The organism is Shewanella atlantica (assembly GCF_003966265.1).
GTDB lineage: Bacteria > Pseudomonadota > Gammaproteobacteria > Enterobacterales > Shewanellaceae > Shewanella > Shewanella atlantica.
This window is the reverse complement of the sequence record NZ_RXNV01000003.1, coordinates 197,029-217,297: the sequence shown is the minus strand read 5'-3', so window position 1 is coordinate 217,297 and position 20,269 is coordinate 197,029. Positions and strand designations below refer to the sequence as shown.

Annotated in this window: 15 protein-coding genes; 12 read left to right on the top strand and 3 right to left on the bottom strand. The window is 47.6% G+C overall.

Features of this window, described 5'->3' with window-relative positions:
- The first annotated feature begins 90 nt into the window (after positions 1–90).
- From EKG39_RS09670 to EKG39_RS09640, 7 genes are all read left to right on the top strand, one after another.
- Complete coding sequence (locus EKG39_RS09670) at positions 91–888, top strand: ABC transporter ATP-binding protein (protein WP_126505540.1); 798 nt, start codon at positions 91–93, stop codon at positions 886–888.
- Entirely contained in the window at positions 888–2,852 is a 1,965-nt protein-coding gene (locus EKG39_RS09665) for a long-chain fatty acid--CoA ligase (RefSeq protein WP_126505539.1), read from the top strand. The genes EKG39_RS09670 and EKG39_RS09665 overlap by 1 nt, the downstream gene beginning before the upstream one ends.
- A complete protein-coding gene (locus tag EKG39_RS09660) occupies positions 2,849–3,742 on the top strand; it encodes a branched-chain amino acid ABC transporter permease (RefSeq protein WP_126505538.1) in 894 nt (297 codons plus the stop codon). Before EKG39_RS09665 ends, EKG39_RS09660 begins: the two co-directional genes overlap by 4 nt.
- A 73-nt stretch (positions 3,743–3,815) precedes the next feature.
- Positions 3,816–4,889 (top strand): branched-chain amino acid ABC transporter permease, encoded by a 1,074-nt coding sequence (locus tag EKG39_RS09655; protein WP_126505537.1) that lies wholly within the window; start codon positions 3,816–3,818, stop codon positions 4,887–4,889.
- A 251-nt stretch (positions 4,890–5,140) separates the two neighbouring features.
- Entirely contained in the window at positions 5,141–6,388 is a 1,248-nt protein-coding gene (locus tag EKG39_RS09650; RefSeq protein ID WP_126505536.1) for an ABC transporter substrate-binding protein, read from the top strand.
- A gap of 47 nt (positions 6,389–6,435) precedes the next feature.
- On the top strand, positions 6,436–7,254 hold the full coding sequence (locus tag EKG39_RS09645) for an ABC transporter ATP-binding protein (RefSeq protein WP_126505535.1): 819 nt from the start codon (positions 6,436–6,438) through the stop codon (positions 7,252–7,254).
- A gap of 51 nt (positions 7,255–7,305) precedes the next feature.
- A complete protein-coding gene (locus EKG39_RS09640; RefSeq protein ID WP_126505534.1) occupies positions 7,306–8,550 on the top strand; it encodes a phenylacetate--CoA ligase family protein in 1,245 nt (414 codons plus the stop codon).
- 110 nt (positions 8,551–8,660) lie between these two features.
- On the opposite strand, the gene EKG39_RS09635 is transcribed toward EKG39_RS09640, so the two are convergent.
- On the bottom strand, positions 8,661–10,370 hold the full coding sequence (locus EKG39_RS09635; protein WP_126505533.1) for a proline--tRNA ligase: 1,710 nt from the start codon (positions 10,368–10,370) through the stop codon (positions 8,661–8,663).
- Positions 10,371–10,789: 419 nt separating this feature from the next.
- Here EKG39_RS09635 and EKG39_RS09630 point away from each other — a divergent pair, with 419 nt between their 5' ends.
- Positions 10,790–11,566, top strand: a complete 777-nt coding sequence (locus EKG39_RS09630; protein WP_126505532.1) for a class I SAM-dependent methyltransferase — start codon at positions 10,790–10,792, stop codon at positions 11,564–11,566.
- 117 nt (positions 11,567–11,683) lie between these two features.
- Here EKG39_RS09630 and xseA read toward each other — a convergent pair whose 3' ends face one another.
- On the bottom strand, positions 11,684–13,012 hold the full coding sequence (xseA, locus tag EKG39_RS09625; RefSeq protein WP_126505531.1) for an exodeoxyribonuclease VII large subunit: 1,329 nt from the start codon (positions 13,010–13,012) through the stop codon (positions 11,684–11,686).
- A gap of 121 nt (positions 13,013–13,133) precedes the next feature.
- Between xseA and guaB the strand changes: the two genes are divergently transcribed.
- The 3 genes from guaB (at position 13,134) to EKG39_RS09610 (ending at position 18,528) form a co-directional block, all read left to right on the top strand.
- A complete protein-coding gene (gene guaB, locus EKG39_RS09620) occupies positions 13,134–14,606 on the top strand; it encodes an IMP dehydrogenase (protein ID WP_126505530.1) in 1,473 nt (490 codons plus the stop codon).
- A 125-nt stretch (positions 14,607–14,731) separates the two neighbouring features.
- Entirely contained in the window at positions 14,732–16,309 is a 1,578-nt protein-coding gene (guaA, locus tag EKG39_RS09615) for a glutamine-hydrolyzing GMP synthase (protein ID WP_126505529.1), read from the top strand.
- Positions 16,310–16,596: 287 nt separating this feature from the next.
- Entirely contained in the window at positions 16,597–18,528 is a 1,932-nt protein-coding gene (locus EKG39_RS09610) for an acyltransferase family protein (RefSeq protein WP_126505528.1), read from the top strand.
- 106 nt (positions 18,529–18,634) lie between these two features.
- Here EKG39_RS09610 and EKG39_RS09605 read toward each other — a convergent pair whose 3' ends face one another.
- Positions 18,635–19,555, bottom strand: a complete 921-nt coding sequence (locus EKG39_RS09605; RefSeq protein ID WP_126505527.1) for a GGDEF domain-containing protein — start codon at positions 19,553–19,555, stop codon at positions 18,635–18,637.
- 109 nt (positions 19,556–19,664) lie between these two features.
- Here EKG39_RS09605 and tadA point away from each other — a divergent pair, with 109 nt between their 5' ends.
- Positions 19,665–20,198, top strand: a complete 534-nt coding sequence (tadA, locus tag EKG39_RS09600; RefSeq protein ID WP_126505526.1) for a tRNA adenosine(34) deaminase TadA — start codon at positions 19,665–19,667, stop codon at positions 20,196–20,198.
- The last annotated feature ends 71 nt before the right edge of the window (positions 20,199–20,269 follow it).

The following is a 20,269-nucleotide window of genomic DNA, read 5'->3' as shown; positions in this document are numbered from 1 at the left end:
ATCTCAGCAATATGGGGCTAGTGCCAATCATCACTGTGACATCACTGTTGTGTCGTTAATGAATCGAACTGAAGTTCAAGGAGTACGGGTGTGACAGAAACTATCCTGAAAGTAGACCAGATATCTCTCGCATTTGGTGGTGTTAAGGCACTGACCGATGTGAGCTTCGATGTAAACAAAGGCGAAGTGTTTTCCATCATTGGTCCTAACGGGGCTGGAAAAACATCGATGTTGAATTGCATCTCCGGCCGTTATCGCCCCAACAAAGGGGCCATTCATTTTGATAATACCGATGTGACCAATTTAAGGCCCAATGACAGGGCCGACTTAGGCATAGGCCGTACTTTCCAGAACCTTGCTCTCTTCGGTCATATGTCGGTGTTGGATAACATCATGGTTGGCCGACATCACCTGATGAAAAATAACTGGTTAACCGGCCCGCTCTACTGGGCTTCTCCGGCGCAAAAAGAGGAGCTGGTTCATCGCCGTCAGGTTGAAGAGATCATCGACTTCCTGGATATCTCTCATGTGCGTAAGGCGGTTGCAGGCACACTTTCATACGGTCTGCGCAAACGTGTCGAGCTGGCACGCGCCATCGCTCTTAAGCCCAAGCTTATCTTGCTCGACGAGCCCATGGCCGGCATGAACCTGGAAGAGAAAGAGGATATGGCGCGCTACATACTCGACCTCAACGAAGAGTTCGGCATCACTGTGGTCATGATTGAACATGATATGGGGGTGGTAATGGATATCTCTCATCAGGTCATGGTGTTGGATTTTGGTAAGAAACTTATCTGTGGCCTCCCCGATGAGGTGATGGCAGATGAACATGTAAGACAGGCTTACCTTGGATTAGAAGAAGATGAGCAGTTACAGGAGGTGGGCTAATGAATATGCCAAATGAATTGTCAGCCAATCGATTCGATATGGGTGATATGGATACCTTTCCTAAGATCCTCAGGCATAACGCCACGCTCTGGCCCGATGATATTGCCATGCGGGAGAAAGAGTTTGGGATCTGGAGCGAGTTTACCTGGTTAGATTATCACAACCGGGTGAAGTGGATGACCCTTGCCCTTTCATCTATGGGAATAGAAGCAAGCAGCACCATTGCCCTGCTTGGAGACAACAGACCCGAGTGGGTATGGGGCGAGGTAGCGGCTCATGCCATGAGCTGTTTCTCTCTGGGGGTCTATCAGGACTCGTTGCATGAAGAGGTGGCCTACCTTCTCAATCGAAGCAATGCCAGCGTGGTGATTGCTGAGGATGAAGAGCAGTGTGACAAGCTACTTGAACTCGAAGACAGCATTCCCAGCGTCAAGTGTATCGTCTATTGCGACCCCAGAGGCATGCGCAAATATGATGATCCCCGCCTTATCAGTGTTGAAGAGATCTATACATTAGGGCAGCGTATCGATAAAGAGACACCCAGACTCTATGATGCCTTTGTCGATGCCGGTAGGGCCGAGAATATCGCCATCTACTGCACCACATCCGGTACCACCTCAAAGCCGAAAATTGTGCTGCTGCAAGGCAGTAAATTTATCGACCATTGCTGCTCATACCTGCGCGCCGATCCACGAGCACCGGGTGACAACTATGTCTCCGTTCTTCCTCTTCCCTGGATCATGGAGCAGGTATATGCGGTGGGTCAGGCGCTGATCGCCAGACAGATAGTGAACTTTGTCGAAGAGCAGGAAACCATGATGGCCGATCTTCGTGAAATTGGCCCCAGCTTTGTACTGCTTGCTCCAAGAGTATGGGAAGGAATACTGGCCGATGTGCAGGCGCGAATGATGGACTCCTCACGTTTGAAACAGGCGCTGTTTAACTTCGCCATGGACAGAGCGCAGAAAAGTTTACAGCAGGGCCGAAAGTCCCGTCTGGCCGATATTATATTGATGAGGGCGCTGCGAGACCGGCTCGGTTTCTCATTTTTAAAGTCTGCCGCAACCGGTGGCGCCGCCATGGGACCCGATACCTTCCGGTTCTTCCAGAGTATCGGCGTACCACTGCGTCAACTCTATGGGCAGACCGAGATGTGTGGGGCGTACACAATACACATGGAAGATGATGTGGATTACGACAGCGTCGGTGTGGCTTTCGACAGCGCCGAGGTCAAGGTTATCAACTGTGACAGCGAAGGGGTGGGCGAGGTGATCGCCAAAACCTTAGGCATGTTCAACGGCTACCTTGGCGATCAGGAGGCGTTCGATGAAGATGTGAAACAGGGGTGGATGCATACCGGAGATGCGGGCTATTTTAAGCCGTCGGGGCACCTTGTAGTTATCGACAGAATAAAAGACTTAGCCAAGACGAGTCAGGGTATTCAATACTCGCCACAATACATTGAGAACAAGCTTAAGTTTTCCTCCTTTATCGGAGAGGCGGTGATCTTAGGCAAAGAGAAACCTTACCTGTCGGCCATCTTATGCATTCGTTTCAGTATCGTCTCTAAGTGGGCCGAGCAACGTGGCCTCGCCTTTACCAATTACACCAACCTGTCATCACTCCCCGAGGTCTATGAAAAGCTGTCTGAGGAGGTTGAGATAGTGAATGAGTCTCTGCCAGATGCGCAGAAGATCAGTAAATTTATCCTGCTCTATAAAGAACTCGATGCCGATGATGGCGAGTTAACCCGAACACGTAAGGTCAGGCGTGGCGTGATAGCCGATAAGTACGGTGACATCATCTCATCAATCTATAACGATGAACCTCATGTGGATATTGATACCGTGATCACCTTCCAGGATGGCAGTAAGTCACGAATACAGACTCAACTCAAGGTGGCATCGGTCATAGAGACGACAAGCGTATCCGAGTCAGAAATAGAGCAAAGGAGAGCGTCATGAATTTTGAATTACTACTGCAACTCATCATCAATGGCCTGATTGTGGGCCTCTTGTATGGTGTTGTGGGCATGTGTTTTGTTCTGGTCTATAAATCGACTCAGATCGTTAACTTCGCTCAGGGAGAGTTCCTGCTGGTGGGCGCCTGGGTGTGTTGGGCATTCCTAATTTATATGGAGTTGCCGTTTGTGGTCGGCTTCCTGTTGACCCTCTGCTTTATGGCCGTGTTTGGTGTGCTGCTGCAGATGATAGTCCTGCGCCCCATGATAGGTGAGCCGATTATCTCGGTCATCATGGTGACGATTGGCTTGTCGATATTCTTTCAGTCGCTAACGAAATGGATATTTGGCGTCTCGCCTCAGAGCTACCCTAAAGTTTTTGATACTCAGTCAGTCTCAGTTTTTGGCCTCAATATCGAGCTGGCCTATCTGATGAGTACCATCATAGCCCTGTGCATCATGGTTGGCTTTTTCTTCTTCTTTAAATATTCCAAGCATGGCCTGGCGATGCGGGCGACGGCGTTCGATCAGCAGGTGGCTCAGAGTCTGGGGATCTCAGTTAAACAGGTCTTCGCCATGAGCTGGGGTATTGCTGCCACGGTTTCGGCAACGGCCGGCGTGGTGATTGGCATGGTTAACGGGGTTTCAGACTCATTATCTTCTATCGGTATTAAGGTGTTCCCTGCAGTGATATTAGGCGGTTTAGACTCCATCGTCGGCGCCATCGTTGGCGGTGTGATCATCGGCGTGTTAGAGAATGTTGCCGAGTTTTTTGACAGTCAGTATTTACACATTGGCAATATGTATGACATAGCGCCGTTTTACGTGCTGTTAGTCATCCTCTGGTTTAAACCCTATGGCCTGTTTGGTACCCGGGATATCGAGCGCATCTAGGCTCATGTGAAAACATTCTCAGGTAAATTCATGCTTTTAAAGCAGGTTGTAAATACAGTTCAAGGAGTTTTTTATGTCTAGTTTGGCAATGCGTCCATGCGGAGATTTCAGGACCAGTTACAAGAAAGACAACACGATTTTCGAAACTAAGACCATACGTTTGGTGGCCACATTAGCCATCGCAGCCGCTTGTTTTGCACCGCTGGTGTTAGATGGCTATTTTTTAACCCTGTTTATCCAGATCTCATATTTGGGAATAGCGGCGCTGGGACTGAATATCTTAGTGGGTTTCACCGGACAGATATCTTTAGGTCATGGTGCCTTCTTCGGCTTCGGCGCCTTTGCATCGGCCTGGCTCAACACCAGCTTTAACATACCGGTAGCCCTGTGTATCCCGTTAGCAGGTTTTCTGACTATGGCGGTCGGCATGATGTTTGGTATGCCAGCTGCGCGCATTAAGGGCCTTTACCTGGCGATCGCGACACTGGCGGCTCAGTTTATCATTGAAGACTTTTTTGCCCGTGCCGAGTGGTTCTCCGGAGGGTCATCGGGTTCGATGGCGGCGCCGGTGAACCTGTTGGGTTTCGAGTTCGATACAGATCAAAGCTTCTACTATATCGCCCTGTTTGCCCTGGTCTTTATGTACATCTGGGGTTGTAACCTGATGCGTAGCCGCGATGGTCGTGCCTTTGTGGCGGTACGCGACCATTATCTTTCGGCCGAGATCATGGGGGTTAAGTTAAACAAGTATCGTTTGCTGTCATTCGGCATATCCTCTTTCTATGCGGGGATCGGCGGGGCGTTATACGCGCACTATCTCGGTTATGTATCGGCAGAAGGATTTACCATTTTTATGTCGATACAGTTTCTGGCCATGATCATTATCGGTGGCCTGGGCTCGATTAAGGGAACCTTGATGGGAGTCATCTTCATGGTGCTCTTACCGGAGATGTTAGAGACGGGGGTCGGCCTGATGAAATATACAGATTGGGGCAACATCCCTATGGTGACCGACGGTTTAGCCTATATCAAAGAGATGGCGATTGGCCTGGTTATTATCCTGTTTCTTATCTTCGAGCCTGAGGGGCTAGCCCACCGCTGGGCGCAGATTAAGAACTATTGGAAATTTTACCCTTTCTCTTATTAAGAGTTATCCATTCTCTTATTAAGAGCTAACCATTTTCTTATCAGCAATGAAAATTAAGCAGGATCAGGCTCGAGGGGAGTGAGTGAGAGGGCTCCCCAAGAGGCTGCAGCAGTTCGTTTCAAGCAGTGTAAAAGCAAGCCGCAGAAGGACTTTGTTATGCAGTCGAAGCCATTTGCTAACGATTAACTCGTCACGACAAACGTCTAACTAAAAAATACCGGCTAACAGCCACTATATTGAAGGAATATGACATGTATAAAAAATTGATTCTCGCCTCATCTATCGCAAGCGGTGTGTTTGGCATCAGTAGTCAGGCCAATGCCGAAGAGACTATCTTCGTCGGTCATCTTGCCGATATGTCCGGTCCTACGGCATTTGTGGGTAAACCCTATGCCGATGGTGTGAGAGACTCACTCGCCTACATCAACTCCCATGGCGGCATAAGCGGGACTAAGCTCGAATATGAGACTATAGATTATGCCTACAAGGTGCCTCAGGCCATCGCCTCTTATAAGAAGTGGCAGTCACGTAAGAATATGGTCGCCATGCAGGGATGGGGAACCGCCGATACCGAGGCGCTTATCTCTTTCGCCGCTAAAGATCAGACCCCTATCTTCTCCGCCTCGTATTCAGGCCACCTGACCGATCCTAAGGGGCTTAATCCCAACACCAAGAAACCAGCACCCTATAACTTCTTCTATGGGGCGTCCTATTCCGACTCCTGTCGTGGTCTGGTTCAGTGGGCAGCCAAAGACTGGCAGGCTAAAGGCACCAAGGGAAAACCTAAATTTACCCATATCGGTGCTAACCATCCCTTCCCGAATGCGCCTAAGGCGGCTTGCGCCGAGTATGCGACCGAACTTGGGTTTGATGTACAACCTGCAGTGGTTATTTCGATGAAACCGGGAGATTTTAAGGCTCAGTGTTTGAGTCTGAAGAGCTCGGGAACCAACTATGGCTACATAGGTAACTTAGGTGGCTCGGTGCAATCACTGATTAAATCCTGTAATACGGTCGGCACAGAGATCCAGTTTATGTCCAATATCTGGGGCGGTGACAAACTGGTGTTTAAAGCGGCGGGCGAGGGGATTAAGGATTATGTCTTCCCGACCATGACGCCATTTTGGACCGATCAAGTGCCGGGCATGAAGCTGGTTCGCGAGATCTCGAAGATGTCTGATAGCTCAGGCAGTGAAGAGCGTTTGCACCATTACATTCGCGGGATCTGCTCAACCTTCTTCATGAAAGAGTCGATGGAGTGGGCCAAGGCCAATGGTGGCGTGACCGGAGAAAATGTTAAGAAAGGCATGTATGCCCAGAAAAATTGGGTACCAAAAGGCCTCGAAGGTGTGTGCCTCGCCGCAACCTGGACCCCGGAAGATCACCGTGGCATCAACCAGGTGAATATCTATAAGGGTAATTTCAACGGTGGTGATATTCGTGTCGAGAAGGCCGATCAGGTGACGCTTGAACGTCGTGTTGACTGGTTAGGTTATTAATCTTTTTGGGGCGCAAGTTGCGCCCCTCATTTTTGTAGGGGGTATCTATGACACAAGCAGCTCAGATCCAACAGGCAGCGCCCGTGTTATCCATTAACAATATCGAAGTCGTCTACGATGATGTTATCCAGGTGCTAAGAGGCGTGAGTATTGAGGTTCCAAAGGGAAAGATTGTCACCTTGTTAGGACCTAATGGCGCCGGAAAGTCTACCACGCTCAAGGCGATCTCCGGGTTGTTGAAAACAGAAAACGGCGATGTTACCCGCGGTGATATTAGTTTTATGGGACAGCAGATAGACAGAAAAAATGCCGATGAGATCGTTCGTTCCGGTGTATTTCAGGTCATGGAGGGGCGTCGTATCGTTGAAGATATGACAGTGATAGAAAACCTTAAGTTAGGTGCCTATACCCGCAGTGATAATCAGATCAATCAGGATATCGAGATGGTCTTCAGTTATTTTCCGCGCCTAAAAGAGCGGACTGGACTGGCTGGATACCTCTCTGGCGGAGAGCAGCAGATGCTGGCCATTGGCCGCGCGCTGATGGCACGCCCTAAGATGATCTGTCTCGATGAGCCTTCTATGGGGTTATCGCCGTTGTTGGTAAAAGAGGTCTTCGGCATCATAGATAAGATCAATAAAGAGCAGGGGATCACCATGCTGCTGGTGGAGCAAAATGCCAACTATGCCCTTAAGGCCGCCGATTACGGATATATCATGGAGTCAGGGAAAATCGTATTGGACGGTACCAGCGAGCAACTGCTGAGTAACGAAGATGTGAAAGAGTTTTACTTAGGTGGTGGTAACGATAAGAGAAAAAGTTTCAAGAATTTAAAATCTTATAAGCGTCGTAAGCGCTGGTTGTAGCCTTGGTTTTAACCTTGGCAGTATAAAAAAGAATAGTAAGAGGATGGTGATATGAATAGCGTATATGATCCTAATGAGTTGCAGAGCCCAACACAGCGAGAGGGCGATCTGCTCGCTCGTTTACCGACGTTTCTGGCTTATGCCAAACAGGAGTGTGACCACTATCGACATATCCTTAATGATATCGATGTGACCGCTATTTCGAGTCGACAGGTATTAGCCTCGGTGCCTGTCACCAGAAAATCGGATCTGATAGGCCTGCAGGCCAAGAACATGCCGTTTGCCGGGCTTAATGCGTCAAGTTCGACCCCTGACCGTATTTTTCAATCACCCGGCCCCATTTTTGAGCCCGAGCATGACAGCAAAGATTGGTGGCGTATGGGCGCCGCCTTCTATGCGGCGGGATTTCGCGCGGGGGAGCGGGTGCAAAACTGCCTCTCTTATCATCTCAGCCCCGGCGGTTTTATTATGGACTCGGGTGCCAAGGCCTGTGGCTGCAGCGTGATCCCCGCAGGTCCAGGGCAAACGGAACAACAACTGGATATTATCGAGCACCTCAGACCCCAAGGTTACTGTGGCACGCCGTCATTTCTGAATATTTTACTGCAGAAGGCGAAGGAGCAGGGGAGGGATATCTCCTCGATTAACAAGGCGCTGGTATCGGGGGAAGCATTGACACCACCGCTGCAAGCCGCATTCAAAGCGGCGGGAATATCGGTTAGCCAAGCCTATGCCACCGCCGATATCGGTTTAATCGCCTATGAGGCCTGCCCCGGGAGTGGTCTTGTCATAGCCGAAGATATTCTGGTGGAGATAGTCAGGCCGGGTAGTCAGGAGGTGGTTGCCGATGGTGAGATTGGCGAAGTGGTGGTGACCAGCTTTAACCCCGACTACCCACTTATTCGCTTCGCCACCGGCGACCTGTCATCAATCATGCCCGGACTCAGCCCGTGTGGCACAACCAATATGCGTATCAGAGGCTGGCAAGGGCGCGCAGACCAGACCACTAAGGTCAAAGGGATGTTCATCCATCCAGAGCAGGTCGAGCGCATCAGGCTATCTCATAGCGAAGTCGCTAAGGTGAGATTAGTGGTGACAAATATCGATAACAGGGATCAGATGACGCTCCACTGTGAGGTGAGTGACGCCGAGCGCAATGATATCGAGAGTAATGGTGTCGATATGACCCGGATCGCGCAGACTATGAAGGACATCACTAAACTCACGGGTTATGTTGAGCTTGTGAGCGCCGGTAGCCTAAGGGATGATGGAATCGTGATTGAAGATCTGAGATAGCTCTTGGCGACCTGTGGTTATTTGAGCTAAATCCAGTCATAAAAAAACGCCCTCAGAAACCTGAGGGCGTTTTAATGACTCTTCTCTTCAGTCTTGTTTAAGTAAAGCTCTTACTTAGCAGACTTAAGGAAGTCGATAATTTGATCGAATGGGATCTCTTGCTTCTCACCCGTGCGGCGGTTCTTGTACTCGAACACACCGTTATCGATATTACGATCGCCAATTACGACAACGTGTGGCAGACCGACAAGCTCCATATCGGCAAACATCACACCTGCACGCTCTTTACGGTCATCGAATAATACTTCGAAACCTGCGTCCTGCATGTCTTGATAGAGCTTTTCTGCCATATCTTTAACACGATGAGACTTATGCATGTTCATCGGTAAGATACCGACTTTGAATGGTGCAATCGCATCGGGCCAGGTGATGCCGCGGTCATCGTGGTTCTGCTCAATTGCAGCGGCAACCATACGGCTAACGCCTACGCCATAACAACCCATCAATAAGGTTTTCGCCTTACCATTTTGGTCGAGTACGTTAGCATTCATCGCTTTAGAGTAGTTATCACCAAGCTGGAAGATATGACCCACTTCGATACCGCGAAGTAGAGCAATGGTGCCTTGACCACAAGGGCTGGCTTCGCCTTCGATGATGTTACGCAAATCGAATGCTTCAGCTTGTGGAAGATCGCGCTCCCAGTTGATGCCAAAGTAGTGCTTATCATCTTGGTTTGCACCGGCGCCGAAATCGCTCATCACGCTAACGCCATGGTCGATATAGACAGGGATCTCGAGGCCGACTGGACCGATAGAACCTGGACCTGCACCAACAACCTTACGGATATCGGCTTCGTCTGCAAACTCAAATGGAGCCAGTACAGCAGGGACCTTCTCGGCTTTGACTTCGTTAAGCTCATGATCGCCACGAACAACCAGGGCAACCAGAGGAGCCTCTTCAGTTGCGCCTTTAACGATAAGGGTCTTAACCGTCTTTTCGATGGCGATACCGTGATGCTCAACCAACTCGGCGATGGTCTTAGCATTAGGTGTGTTAACCAGGCTCATCTCAAGCGTAGGCGCTTGACGAGTCTCAGTTGGCATAGGCGCTTCGGCTTTTTCGATGTTGGCCGCGTAATCGCTCTCGGTAGAGTAGGCGATCAGGTCTTCACCGCTGTTCGCCAGTACGTGGAACTCGTGTGACATGCTGCCACCGATAGAACCCGTGTCTGCAATAACCGGGCGGAATTCTAAACCTAAACGAGTAAGAATGTTGCTGTATGCCTGGAACATAGACTCGTAAGTCTCGTCCATGGTCTCTTGATCTAAGTGGAAAGAGTAAGCATCTTTCATCAGGAATTCACGTGAACGCATCACACCGAAACGTGGACGTACTTCATCACGGAACTTAGTCTGGATCTGGAACAGGTTCAGTGGCAACTGCTTATAAGAGTTAACCTCTTTACGCACGATATCCGTGATCACTTCTTCGTGAGTTGGGCCAAGAACGAAGTCACGGTTATGGCGATCCTGAAAACGTAGCAGCTCGGGGCCAAATTTTTCAAAGCGACCCGTCTCAACCCAAAGGTCAGCAGGCTGAACCATAGGCATCAGGATTTCAACAGAACCGGCTTTATTCATCTCTTCACGGACGATAGCTTCTATCTTGCGCAGAACACGAAGCCCCGTCGGCAACCAGCTGTAAAGGCCTGAAGCGTTACGACGGATCATGCCGGCACGTAACATTAATTGATGACTGATCACCTCTGCATCAGCAGGGGTCTCTTTTTGTGTTGAAAGCAGGTACTTGCTAACGCGCATTACCGATATCCAGTTGTTGAAATAAATAGGGCGACATTTTAGCATCTGTGGTGTTTCTGTCTACCAAGTTTATTGCCCCTTGGAATGAAGGGACGTTTCATTTTTGTTTGGTGCAGTTGGCATAGTTGGTTTCAATCACTTGAGGTTATTGCTAACAAAGAATGCCATCTTGCAATTGAGGGTAACTGCTTTGAGTGCAAGTCTGTTCGTTAAGATCGTTTTTATTTTCATATTTGCTATTGTATGCAAGGATATACAGAGAAAACCCAATATTAAAAGCGAGTAAATGGGCGACTAGTCGTGCTTTAAACGGTGGGTTATCTCAACGATAGAATTCAATGGTTATTTAAGTGTTCATTTTACCGCAAAAATCTATTGCTACTAAGCGTTAGCTATTCTAAAACAGCAAAGGAAAAACCATGAGTATCATAAAGGTCAAGACAAAGCTTGATGAGTATAAGCATCGGGCTTATTCAAGTGATATCAATGAATTGTCAGGCCGTACTAACAGAAGCGATATCACTTTCTTTGTCAATAATGAAATATCTAAACGCATGGATTTTAAGCCGGACGATGTATTAGTTGACATTGGATGTGGCGATGGAACTTTGTTAGAAATAGCTGAAAATAAAGGATCTTCTTGTATAGGAATACTTCCAAGTGAAGAGGAAGTTACTCGGGTTCGAGAGCGATTTTTAACAAAACCTGACCTAATTAACATTGAACAAGGTTTAGCATCAAAAACTGACTTGCCTGACGAAGTAGCTGATAAAGTCGTATGCAATGGTGTGTTTCTTCTACTGGATGAGGAAGATGTCAATCTTGCGTTAAAAGAGATAAGCAGAATCACAAAGCCAAACTCACTGGTATACATCGGAGAGTTATGCTTCCGGGATGAAACTGAAGGTAAGAATTATGGTGATTCAATATTAAAATGGCTAATGTGGGTTCTCTTGAATCAAGGGACTGGTGAATTCCTGTCGCGATGTAAACAGACTCTACGAGCTCTTTTTACAACAGAACAAATGCTGATTCTTCCGAAAAATCATTATTATTGTACTCCTGAGGAGTTTATATCCAGAGCTAAGTCATATGGTCTTAATATTAATGAACATTTCCCACATAAGTCCATATCTTCAAATAATGAAGTGATAGTAAGTGCCAGCAGACAAGATTATATCTTCATTAAAGTCTAGCAAGCTTGCATCCCTAATCCATTTTGCAACAGATATGACACCAATGTAGAACAAAACATCTGGAGCTAATGCGGCGAATGCCTTCCGTGGCATTATTTTATTGGCGGTAAGCCGGCCTCAGAGCACTTTAGATTTTAGCTCTCCATCGAGAAGCCGTGTGGTGATCGTATCGCCGGTCTGGGTATCCTTCGAGCTAAGTAGTACCTTTCCGCTTTCATCCTGGGTGATGCTGTAGCCGCGACTCAGGGTAGCCAGGGGGCTGACTGTTTCCAGTTGATGAGCGCTGTTTTTAAGGCTCATCTCGACATCATTGAGTTTCCCCTTTATCCCTTCATTTAAACGGGTTGTCAGATAATCGAGTCGCTTCGACTCTAAGGTTAACCTGTGCTGCGGTGACTGCTGATTAAGCCTGTGGCTTAAATTTTGCTGCTGCAGAGCCGATTTGTGCAATTTGTCGTTGAGTGCGGCGTTGAGGCGTATCTGCATCTCATCGAAGCTCTGCTGAAACTGCTCCAGTTTTCGCTTAGGATCTTGTCTGTGGAGTCTATTTTCCAGCGAGCGGCTGCGCTGCTCGGTTTTCAACTGGTAATGCTGCCAGCTCTGTTTAAGTCGTGCGACGAAGGTGGCGAGCTTTTCGGATTTATTCTCGGCATCCCCGGAGAGGAGCTCTGCGCCCGCTGAAGGCGTCGGCGCTCTGACATCGGCAACATAGTCACTGATGGTGGTATCTACTTCGTGACCAACTGCTGAAACGACGGGGAGGGCGCTGTTATATATCTCATGGGCGAGGTCTTCACTGTTGAAACACCAAAGGTCTTCCAACGAGCCGCCACCTCGGGTCAGTAGCAGTACATCGACCTCCTGTCTTGCATTGGCTATTTGGATGGCCCTGCAGATGCTTTTGGACGCCGATTCACCTTGGACCTGAGTCGGGTAGATGACAACTTCGATGCTCGAGTCTCGCCTTGCCAACACATGGAGAACATCTTTTATGGCGGCGCCGGTTGCCGAGGTGATTACCCCAATTTTTTGAATGTTCGCCGGCAATGGGCGCTTAGTATCCGCCGCAAAGAGACCTTCTGCGGCCAGCTTCATCTTCAGTGCTTCATATTGCTGCGCGAGCAGGCCATCTCCGGCGGGAAGCATGGATTCGATGATGAGCTGATAGTCGCCTCTGGGTTCATAGACGCTAATTGAACCTTTCACCAGAACCTGCTGACCATTGACTGGCTTAAAGGTCACACTGCGGTTTCGCCCTTTGAACATGGCCGAGCGGACCTGAGCGAAGTTGTCCTTCAGTGTCAGATACCAGTGTCCGGAGCCGGGAGCGGCAAAGTTTGAAATTTCGGCATTCAGCCAAATCTTTCCCAATTCACCTTCGAGTAGTTGACGCACTTCGCCATTGAGGCGGGATACGGTATAAACGTTATTTTTTGGCATTTTCATACTAATTTGGCGTCTAATGGCACTTTTTTACCATTTTCCATTTACCAAGTCGAATATGCAAGGTATAATCCCGCCGCAATATTTCACCACCAATCCTACCTATATGGGGAGATGTTGCTAAATGCTACGTTTAAAGAAAGATGCGCTTACCTTTGATGATGTGTTACTTGTTCCTGCACATTCGACTGTACTCCCTAATACTGCCATTCTCAAAACTCGTCTGACCACTAAAATAGAACTTAATACCCCAATTGTGTCTGCGGCTATGGATACCGTGACCGAAGGACGCCTGGCGATTGCTATCGCCCAGGAAGGTGGTTTAGGTTTTATTCATAAGAATATGACGATTGAGCAGCAGGCCGAAGAAGTTCGTAAAGTTAAAAGCTATGAAGCCGGTATCGTTCATAAGCCTGTAACTGTTACGCCGACAACGACACTTGCCGACCTTAAAGTGTTAACTCTGAAAAACGGTTTTGCCGGTTACCCTGTTGTTAATGAGGCTCATGAGCTTGTCGGTATCATTACCGGTCGTGACGTTCGCTTCGTGACAGACTGGAGCCTTACCGTCGATGAGGTGATGACCCCGAAAGATCGTTTGGTGACGGTACCTGAAGGAACTAAGTTAGATGAAGTTCAGGCACTGATGCATTCTCATCGTGTTGAGAAGGTGCTCGTTGTCGATGGTGACTTTAAGCTTAAGGGCTTGATCACGGTTAAGGATTTCCAAAAAGCCGAGCGTAAACCTAATGCATGTAAAGATGAGTTAGGCCGCTTGCGTGTGGGTGCTGCCGTTGGTGCCGGTGCCGGCAACGAAGAGCGTGTCGATGCCTTAGTTCAAGCGGGTGTAGATGTTCTGCTTATCGACTCCTCACATGGCCACTCCGAAGGGGTTTTACAGCGTATTCGTGCAACCCGTGCTAAATATCCTGAACTGCAGATAGTTGGCGGAAACGTTGCAACTGCAGAAGGTGCCTTAGCCTTAGTCGAAGCCGGTGTTAACGCTGTTAAGGTGGGTATCGGTCCTGGTTCTATCTGTACAACCCGTATCGTTACCGGTGTTGGTGTACCGCAAATTACCGCCGTTTCTGACGCAGCTGCCGCAGTTAAGCACTTAGATATCCCTGTTATTGCCGATGGCGGAATTCGATTCTCTGGTGATCTGGCTAAAGCATTAGCCGCCGGTGCATCTTGCATCATGGCAGGTTCTATGTTCGCCGGTACCGATGAGGCACCGGGTGAAACTGAACTTCATAATGGTCGTGCATATAAGTCATACCGTGGTATGGGCTCGTTAGGCGCGATGAACCAGACTCAAGGTTCATCAGACCGTTACTTCCAGAGTGATAATGCGGCTGACAAGCTGGTACCCGAAGGTATCGAAGGTCGCGTAGCATACAAAGGTAAGTTGAAAGAGATCATTCATCAGCATATGGGCGGTTTGCGTTCTTGTATGGGCCTCACTGGCTGTGCAACCATTAAAGATATGAATGAAAAAGCAGAGTTTGTAAAAATCACCTCTGCGGGCATGGGTGAGTCACACGTTCATGATGTGACCATCAGTAAAGAAGCCCCGAACTACAGCCCTGGTTCATAGAAACAGGTGATAATGGGCGACAATGTGTCGCCCATTCTTTATCCCCTTTTTATGCCAATCTCAGGGTTTTTATCTAAACCTGAGATTGATACCAACAAATTAGATAGAAGAATTAAAGGTTCCCCATGAGCAATATTCATGAGCATAAGATACTGATCCTGGACTTTGGATCTCAGTACACTCAGTTAATCGCCCGTCGTATCCGTGAAATCGGTGTTTATTGTGAGCTGTGGGCTTGGGATGTTTCCGAAGCACAAATTAAAGAGTTTGCCCCTAACGGTATCATCTTAGCCGGCGGCCCTGAAAGCGTGACCGCCGATGAGTCACCACGCGCCCCTGAGTATGTTTTCAATGCAGGTGTTCCTGTATTGGGTATCTGTTACGGCATGCAGACCATGTCAGAGCAGCTGGGTGGTAAGGTTATCCAGGGTGTGGGGGAGGGCGAATTTGGTTATGCCCAGATTGAAGTTCAGGCTCCCACTGAGTTATTTAAGAGTATCGAAGATGCTATCAGCGAGTCTGGTAAGCCACTACTCGATGTTTGGATGAGCCACGGCGATAAGGTCTCTGAAATCCCGGAAGGGTTTGTTACAGTCGCAAACACAGAAACTTGCCCTTTCGCTGCAATGGCCAATGAAGATAAGAAGTTCTATGGCGTGCAGTTCCACCCTGAAGTGACACATACCCGTCAGGGTAAACGTATGTTGGAGCACTTCGCTCTGGACATCTGTGAATGTGAGGCTAACTGGAAACCGACATCGATTATCGAAGATGCCGTCGAGCGTTTGAAGAAGCAGATAGGCGATGATGAAGTGATCTTGGGTCTGTCTGGTGGGGTTGATTCATCGGTTGTCGCTATGCTGCTGCACCGTGCTATCGGTGACAAGCTGACCTGTGTATTTGTCGATAATGGTTTACTTCGTCTAAACGAAGCTAACCAGGTGATGGATATGTTCGGCGATCACTTCGGACTCAATATTGTTCATGTAAATGCTGAAAATCGTTTTCTTGAGGCGATGAAGGGCGAAGCCGATCCAGAAGCTAAACGTAAAATTATCGGCCATGTCTTCGTTGAGATCTTCGATGAAGAATCAAAGAAGTGCAAGAATGCCAAATGGTTGGCACAAGGCACCATCTACCCAGATGTGATTGAATCAGCCGGTAGTGCGACAGGCAAGGCGCATGTCATTAAGTCACATCATAACGTGGGTGGCTTGCCGGATGATATGGAACTGGGCCTTGTGGAGCCGCTTCGTGAACTGTTTAAAGATGAAGTTCGTAAGATAGGTCTGGAGTTAGGTCTGCCTTACGACATGCTTTACCGTCATCCATTCCCTGGACCGGGCCTTGGTGTCCGAGTTCTTGGCGAAGTGAAGAAAGAGTACTGCGATCTGCTACGTTTGGCTGATGCTATCTTTATCGAAGAGCTACACAAAGCCGAGCTTTACCATAAAGTGAGTCAGGCATTTACGGTATTTTTGCCCGTACGATCTGTAGGCGTTATGGGCGATGGCCGTAAATATGATTGGGTGGTTTCACTGCGCGCGGTTGAAACTATTGACTTTATGACGGCTCATTGGGCGCACTTGCCTTATGACTTCCTGGGCCGCGTGTCGAACCGGATCATTAATGAAATTGATGGCATCTCCCGTGTTGTTTACGATATCTCAGGTAAGCCACCAGCGACTATCGAATGGGAATAATTAATTTTAAGTAGTATTAAAGGGCTGACGTATCTCATACGCCAGCCCTTTTTTCTACATTAATCATGTTTTTACTTGTGTAGAGCTCACCTGCTCCTCTCCTGTTAAGCCCAACTCTGTTAACTATTTTTATCTGACGCCGATTCGCTAAGCCCTAAAACCTCTCTTATAATTAAACCAATTTCGTTTGCTATTTAGTCAAATAAGTATCATTCAAACAATTTAATTTAAGGCGCATCTATAAGAAGTAAAATAGCTACACATTAATAGACTTGGGGAGCAGAATAGTGAAATATCGTCCGGAAATCGATGGCTTACGAGCCTTAGCTGTTGTCCCAGTTATTCTGTTTCACGCAGGCTTTCATAGCTTCAGTGGCGGCTTTGTCGGTGTTGATGTGTTTTTCGTGATCAGTGGTTATCTGATCACTAGCATCATACTTGCTGAGTTGGAGGATGGAAGGTTCAGCATAGTTAACTTCTATGAACGCAGAGCAAGAAGAATATTACCTGTGCTCTTCTTCGTGATGGCAGCCTGCTTCCCTTTCGCCTGGTTCTACCTGATGCCGGTCGATATGAAAGACTTCATTCAAAGTTTACTGGCCGTATCTACCTTCTCATCGAATATTCTATTTTGGCTGGAGAGTGACTACTTTGATACTGCCGCCGAATTAAAACCCCTGTTACATACCTGGAGTCTCGCGGTTGAAGAGCAATATTACATCTTCTTTCCCCTGTTTCTTATGTTCACCTGGCGTATGGGGAAAGCTTGGGTATTAGCGACACTGGTATTGATATTTTTGGTGAGTTTAGGCATGGGACAGTGGGGAGCGTATCACTCTCCTACGGCCGCATTCTACCTGCTGCCAACCAGAGGATGGGAGTTATTAATTGGTGTGTTTGCGGCATTTTACTTTAATCGACAAGTCCCGGTATTGACTAATGTATGGCTCAATAATCTATTAAGTTTGGCAGGGCTGAGTCTCATCGGATTTTCAATCTTTGCTTTTGACGAAACGGTTCCTTTTCCTGGTGTTTTTGCCCTGGTGCCTACCGTGGGAACCTTGCTTATCATACTGTTTGCACAGCAGGGCACTCTGGTTAATCGTATGCTCAGTCTTAAGCTGTTCGTTGGTATAGGGCTGATAAGCTACAGTGCCTATCTCTGGCATCAGCCAATCTTTGCATTCGTAAAGTACACAAGTTTTACTGAACCTTCAGCGGAGTTGATGATAAGTTTGTGTATGGGTATAGGTTTACTGGCTTACCTGAGCTGGCGATTTGTCGAGAAGCCATTTCGTAATAAATCAGTTTATAGCCGCCAGTTTATTTTTACCTCATCGGCGGTGGTTACTATGGCTTTTATCTCTACGGCCGGCATTTTAAACTTAAGTGATGGATTTAAATCTCGTGATATCTATGCCCGGTCGATGATAGGTGGCTATCAGCCCGATAACCGGGAGTTAGGTGCCGATAGCTGGCGTTACTTGAGGGAGCTAAGTGGTGATGAGAATTATGGCGTGGAGCAAAATAGATATGATCGTACCTTATGGTTTGATGAATCTGACAAAAGGATTCGCTTACTTCTAGTTGGGAACTCACACTCTAAAGATATGTTTAATGTGCTGACCAGTAGCGAGATGACGATGAGTCAGTTTCAGGTTGCCCGCTTTGGCGCCGAGATCTCAAACATAGACGATAACCTCTTTGAGTCGCCAAATTACCGCCTGGCCGATGTGGTCATGTTTGTATCTCAGTATAAGCCTATGGATCTTGATGTATTTGGTCAGGTGATTGAGCGCGCTATCTCAGACGGAAAGAGAACTGCCTTAGTGAAGAATATCTATGAGTTTGAGGAGTTTGGACAGAGAACCTATGCGGATTTCTTATTTAACCTGTTACTAAAGAATGACGGTGCCGAAAATATCTCCTCCGGTGATATCCATAAGATCAATCAAAAACATTTCGAACAATTTTTAGAACGGGATCCCAGCCAATATAGAAAGCAGATAAACACAGAAATAAATACTATGGCACTGAAATATGATCAGGTGTTGGTACTGGACCGCATGGATTATGTGTGTGATAGACCTAAAGAGGTCTGCTATGCCATTACTGATAGCTATCATAAACTTTTCTATGATTATGGTCATCACACGGTCGAAGGTGCCAAGTTCTTTGGATCACGCATCGATAGTGTCAATTGGTTAATGGCGTTATAGATTGTCTGCAGGGTGAACAGTCAGCGAAATATTCATTTAAGTAAAGTGTTACCTGCAGGTCTGAAAAGCAGTAAAGCTAAGCTAAGAGGGGCGCAGAGAGCCCTTTTTATTGAGCCATCTGCACGTAATCTCTGCCCGCAGCCTTTGCCTGATATAAGGCTGTATCGGCATGTTTGATCGCTTCGAATAGAGAGAATTCCTCTGCAGAGTAGGTGCTTACACCGATGCTGACGGTAACCTTGATTGGGGTGGTATCATAACTAAAAGGGTGATGACAGATTTTATACTTGAGAGATAGTGCGAGATCTAAACACTCCTCCTTCGAATTGGCTCTGTGATAGACCAGAAACTCCTCTCCTCCCCAGCGCGCAATGATGCAATCATTTTGACTCTGTTGCTGCAAAAGACTCGAGATGTCACAGAGTAACTTGTCCCCTGCATCATGACCTAAGGTGTCATTCACCCCCTTAAAGTGGTCTAAGTCCAGTATCATTACGCAGTGTACCGACTTTTCTGTTTCGCCGGATGACTTATGATTGCCATTACCTGAGTCTATAGTGTATTCCTTAACATACTCCATAATTGTGGCTATGGCTGCTCGTCTATTGAGTAGGCCGGTTAAAGGGTCGACTCTTGATAGTTTTAAAAGATGTTTGATCTGGTTTCGATGGTGCTGAGCCCACAATGTGACTCCGACTAAGACGCTGATTAACCCGGCGGTTTCAAACAGATCTTCAATAAGGGCGAGCTGTGGTTGGTCTAAATCATAAAAATCATCCAACAAATTGAGCAGATTACCCAGGTAAAGCGCACTGATGCCCAGTAAAAGGGGTGTGTAGATCTGTCGCTGATCATTGGTCGATTCAATTAAAAACAGCAAGCATAAGCAGATGATTACCCTAACGGCCTCCATGCTCGACTCGATACTGACAAGAGCATCAACTAAGGCAGTATTTCGGATAATAATCAAGGTCAGTATTGCAGAGAAGGCGAGTATCAAAAATTGTTTGCTGTAACGAGTGAGCATCTGACTGCCTTTAGCGAAATTCTCTTATCAGTATAGTTAGGATTTAATCGTTCGATTGAGCAGGTATCATTGGTATAATAAAAGATAAGGTTTTTTTGGAGAGTAAAGCTTGACTCAACTTGATAGAGATATCCATTTTATGACACTCGCTATGCAGCAGGCTGACGAGGCCGAAGCGAGGGGAGAGGTGCCTGTGGGCGCCGTTCTGGTAAAGGACGATAAGGTGGTAGCGGTTGGCTCTAATGATTGTATTGGTCAGCACGATCCCAGTGCTCATGCGGAAATGCAATGCTTGCGTGAGGCAGGCAAGTTAGTTGAGAATTATCGCCTACTCGATACCACCCTCTATGTGACGCTTGAGCCCTGTGCTATGTGTGCGGGGGCCATGGTGCATTCACGAGTCTCCCGATTGGTTTTTGGTGCTAAAGATGAAAAAACCGGGGCAGCAGGTTCTGTTGTCGATCTAGTCAGGCACCCGAGGTTTAACCATCAACTGGAAGTGAACAATGGTGTACTCGAGCAAGAATGTAGTGAGCAGCTGAGTCAGTTTTTCCGTCGGCGCCGCAAGGAGAAGAAAGAGCAGAAGAGGGAGTTGAAGCGGCTAGAGGCATTGAAAAACGATAACAATGACCCGACTAGCTAGTCCCTTTTAGCCGTCATTCTGAACTTGTTTAGAATCCACGGCTTTATGCTTGAGGGGCTTACAGCCCTCCA

Excerpts from the sequence above, each read along its gene's own strand:
- EKG39_RS09660 (WP_126505538.1), top strand. The coding sequence starts at position 2,849 with ATGAATTTTGAATTACTACTGCAACTCATCATCAATGGCCTGATTGTG.
- EKG39_RS09630 (WP_126505532.1), top strand. The coding sequence starts at position 10,790 with ATGAGTATCATAAAGGTCAAGACAAAGCTTGATGAGTATAAGCATCGG.
- xseA (WP_126505531.1), bottom strand. The coding sequence starts at position 13,012 with ATGAAAATGCCAAAAAATAACGTTTATACCGTATCCCGCCTCAATGGC.
- guaA (WP_126505529.1), top strand. The coding sequence starts at position 14,732 with ATGAGCAATATTCATGAGCATAAGATACTGATCCTGGACTTTGGATCT.
- EKG39_RS09635 (WP_126505533.1), bottom strand. The coding sequence starts at position 10,370 with ATGCGCGTTAGCAAGTACCTGCTTTCAACACAAAAAGAGACCCCTGCT.
- EKG39_RS09665 (WP_126505539.1), top strand. The coding sequence starts at position 888 with ATGAATATGCCAAATGAATTGTCAGCCAATCGATTCGATATGGGTGAT.
- guaB (WP_126505530.1), top strand. The coding sequence starts at position 13,134 with ATGCTACGTTTAAAGAAAGATGCGCTTACCTTTGATGATGTGTTACTT.
- EKG39_RS09605 (WP_126505527.1), bottom strand. The coding sequence starts at position 19,555 with ATGCTCACTCGTTACAGCAAACAATTTTTGATACTCGCCTTCTCTGCA.
- EKG39_RS09640 (WP_126505534.1), top strand. The coding sequence starts at position 7,306 with ATGAATAGCGTATATGATCCTAATGAGTTGCAGAGCCCAACACAGCGA.
- EKG39_RS09655 (WP_126505537.1), top strand. The coding sequence starts at position 3,816 with ATGTCTAGTTTGGCAATGCGTCCATGCGGAGATTTCAGGACCAGTTAC.
- EKG39_RS09650 (WP_126505536.1), top strand. The coding sequence starts at position 5,141 with ATGTATAAAAAATTGATTCTCGCCTCATCTATCGCAAGCGGTGTGTTT.
- EKG39_RS09645 (WP_126505535.1), top strand. The coding sequence starts at position 6,436 with ATGACACAAGCAGCTCAGATCCAACAGGCAGCGCCCGTGTTATCCATT.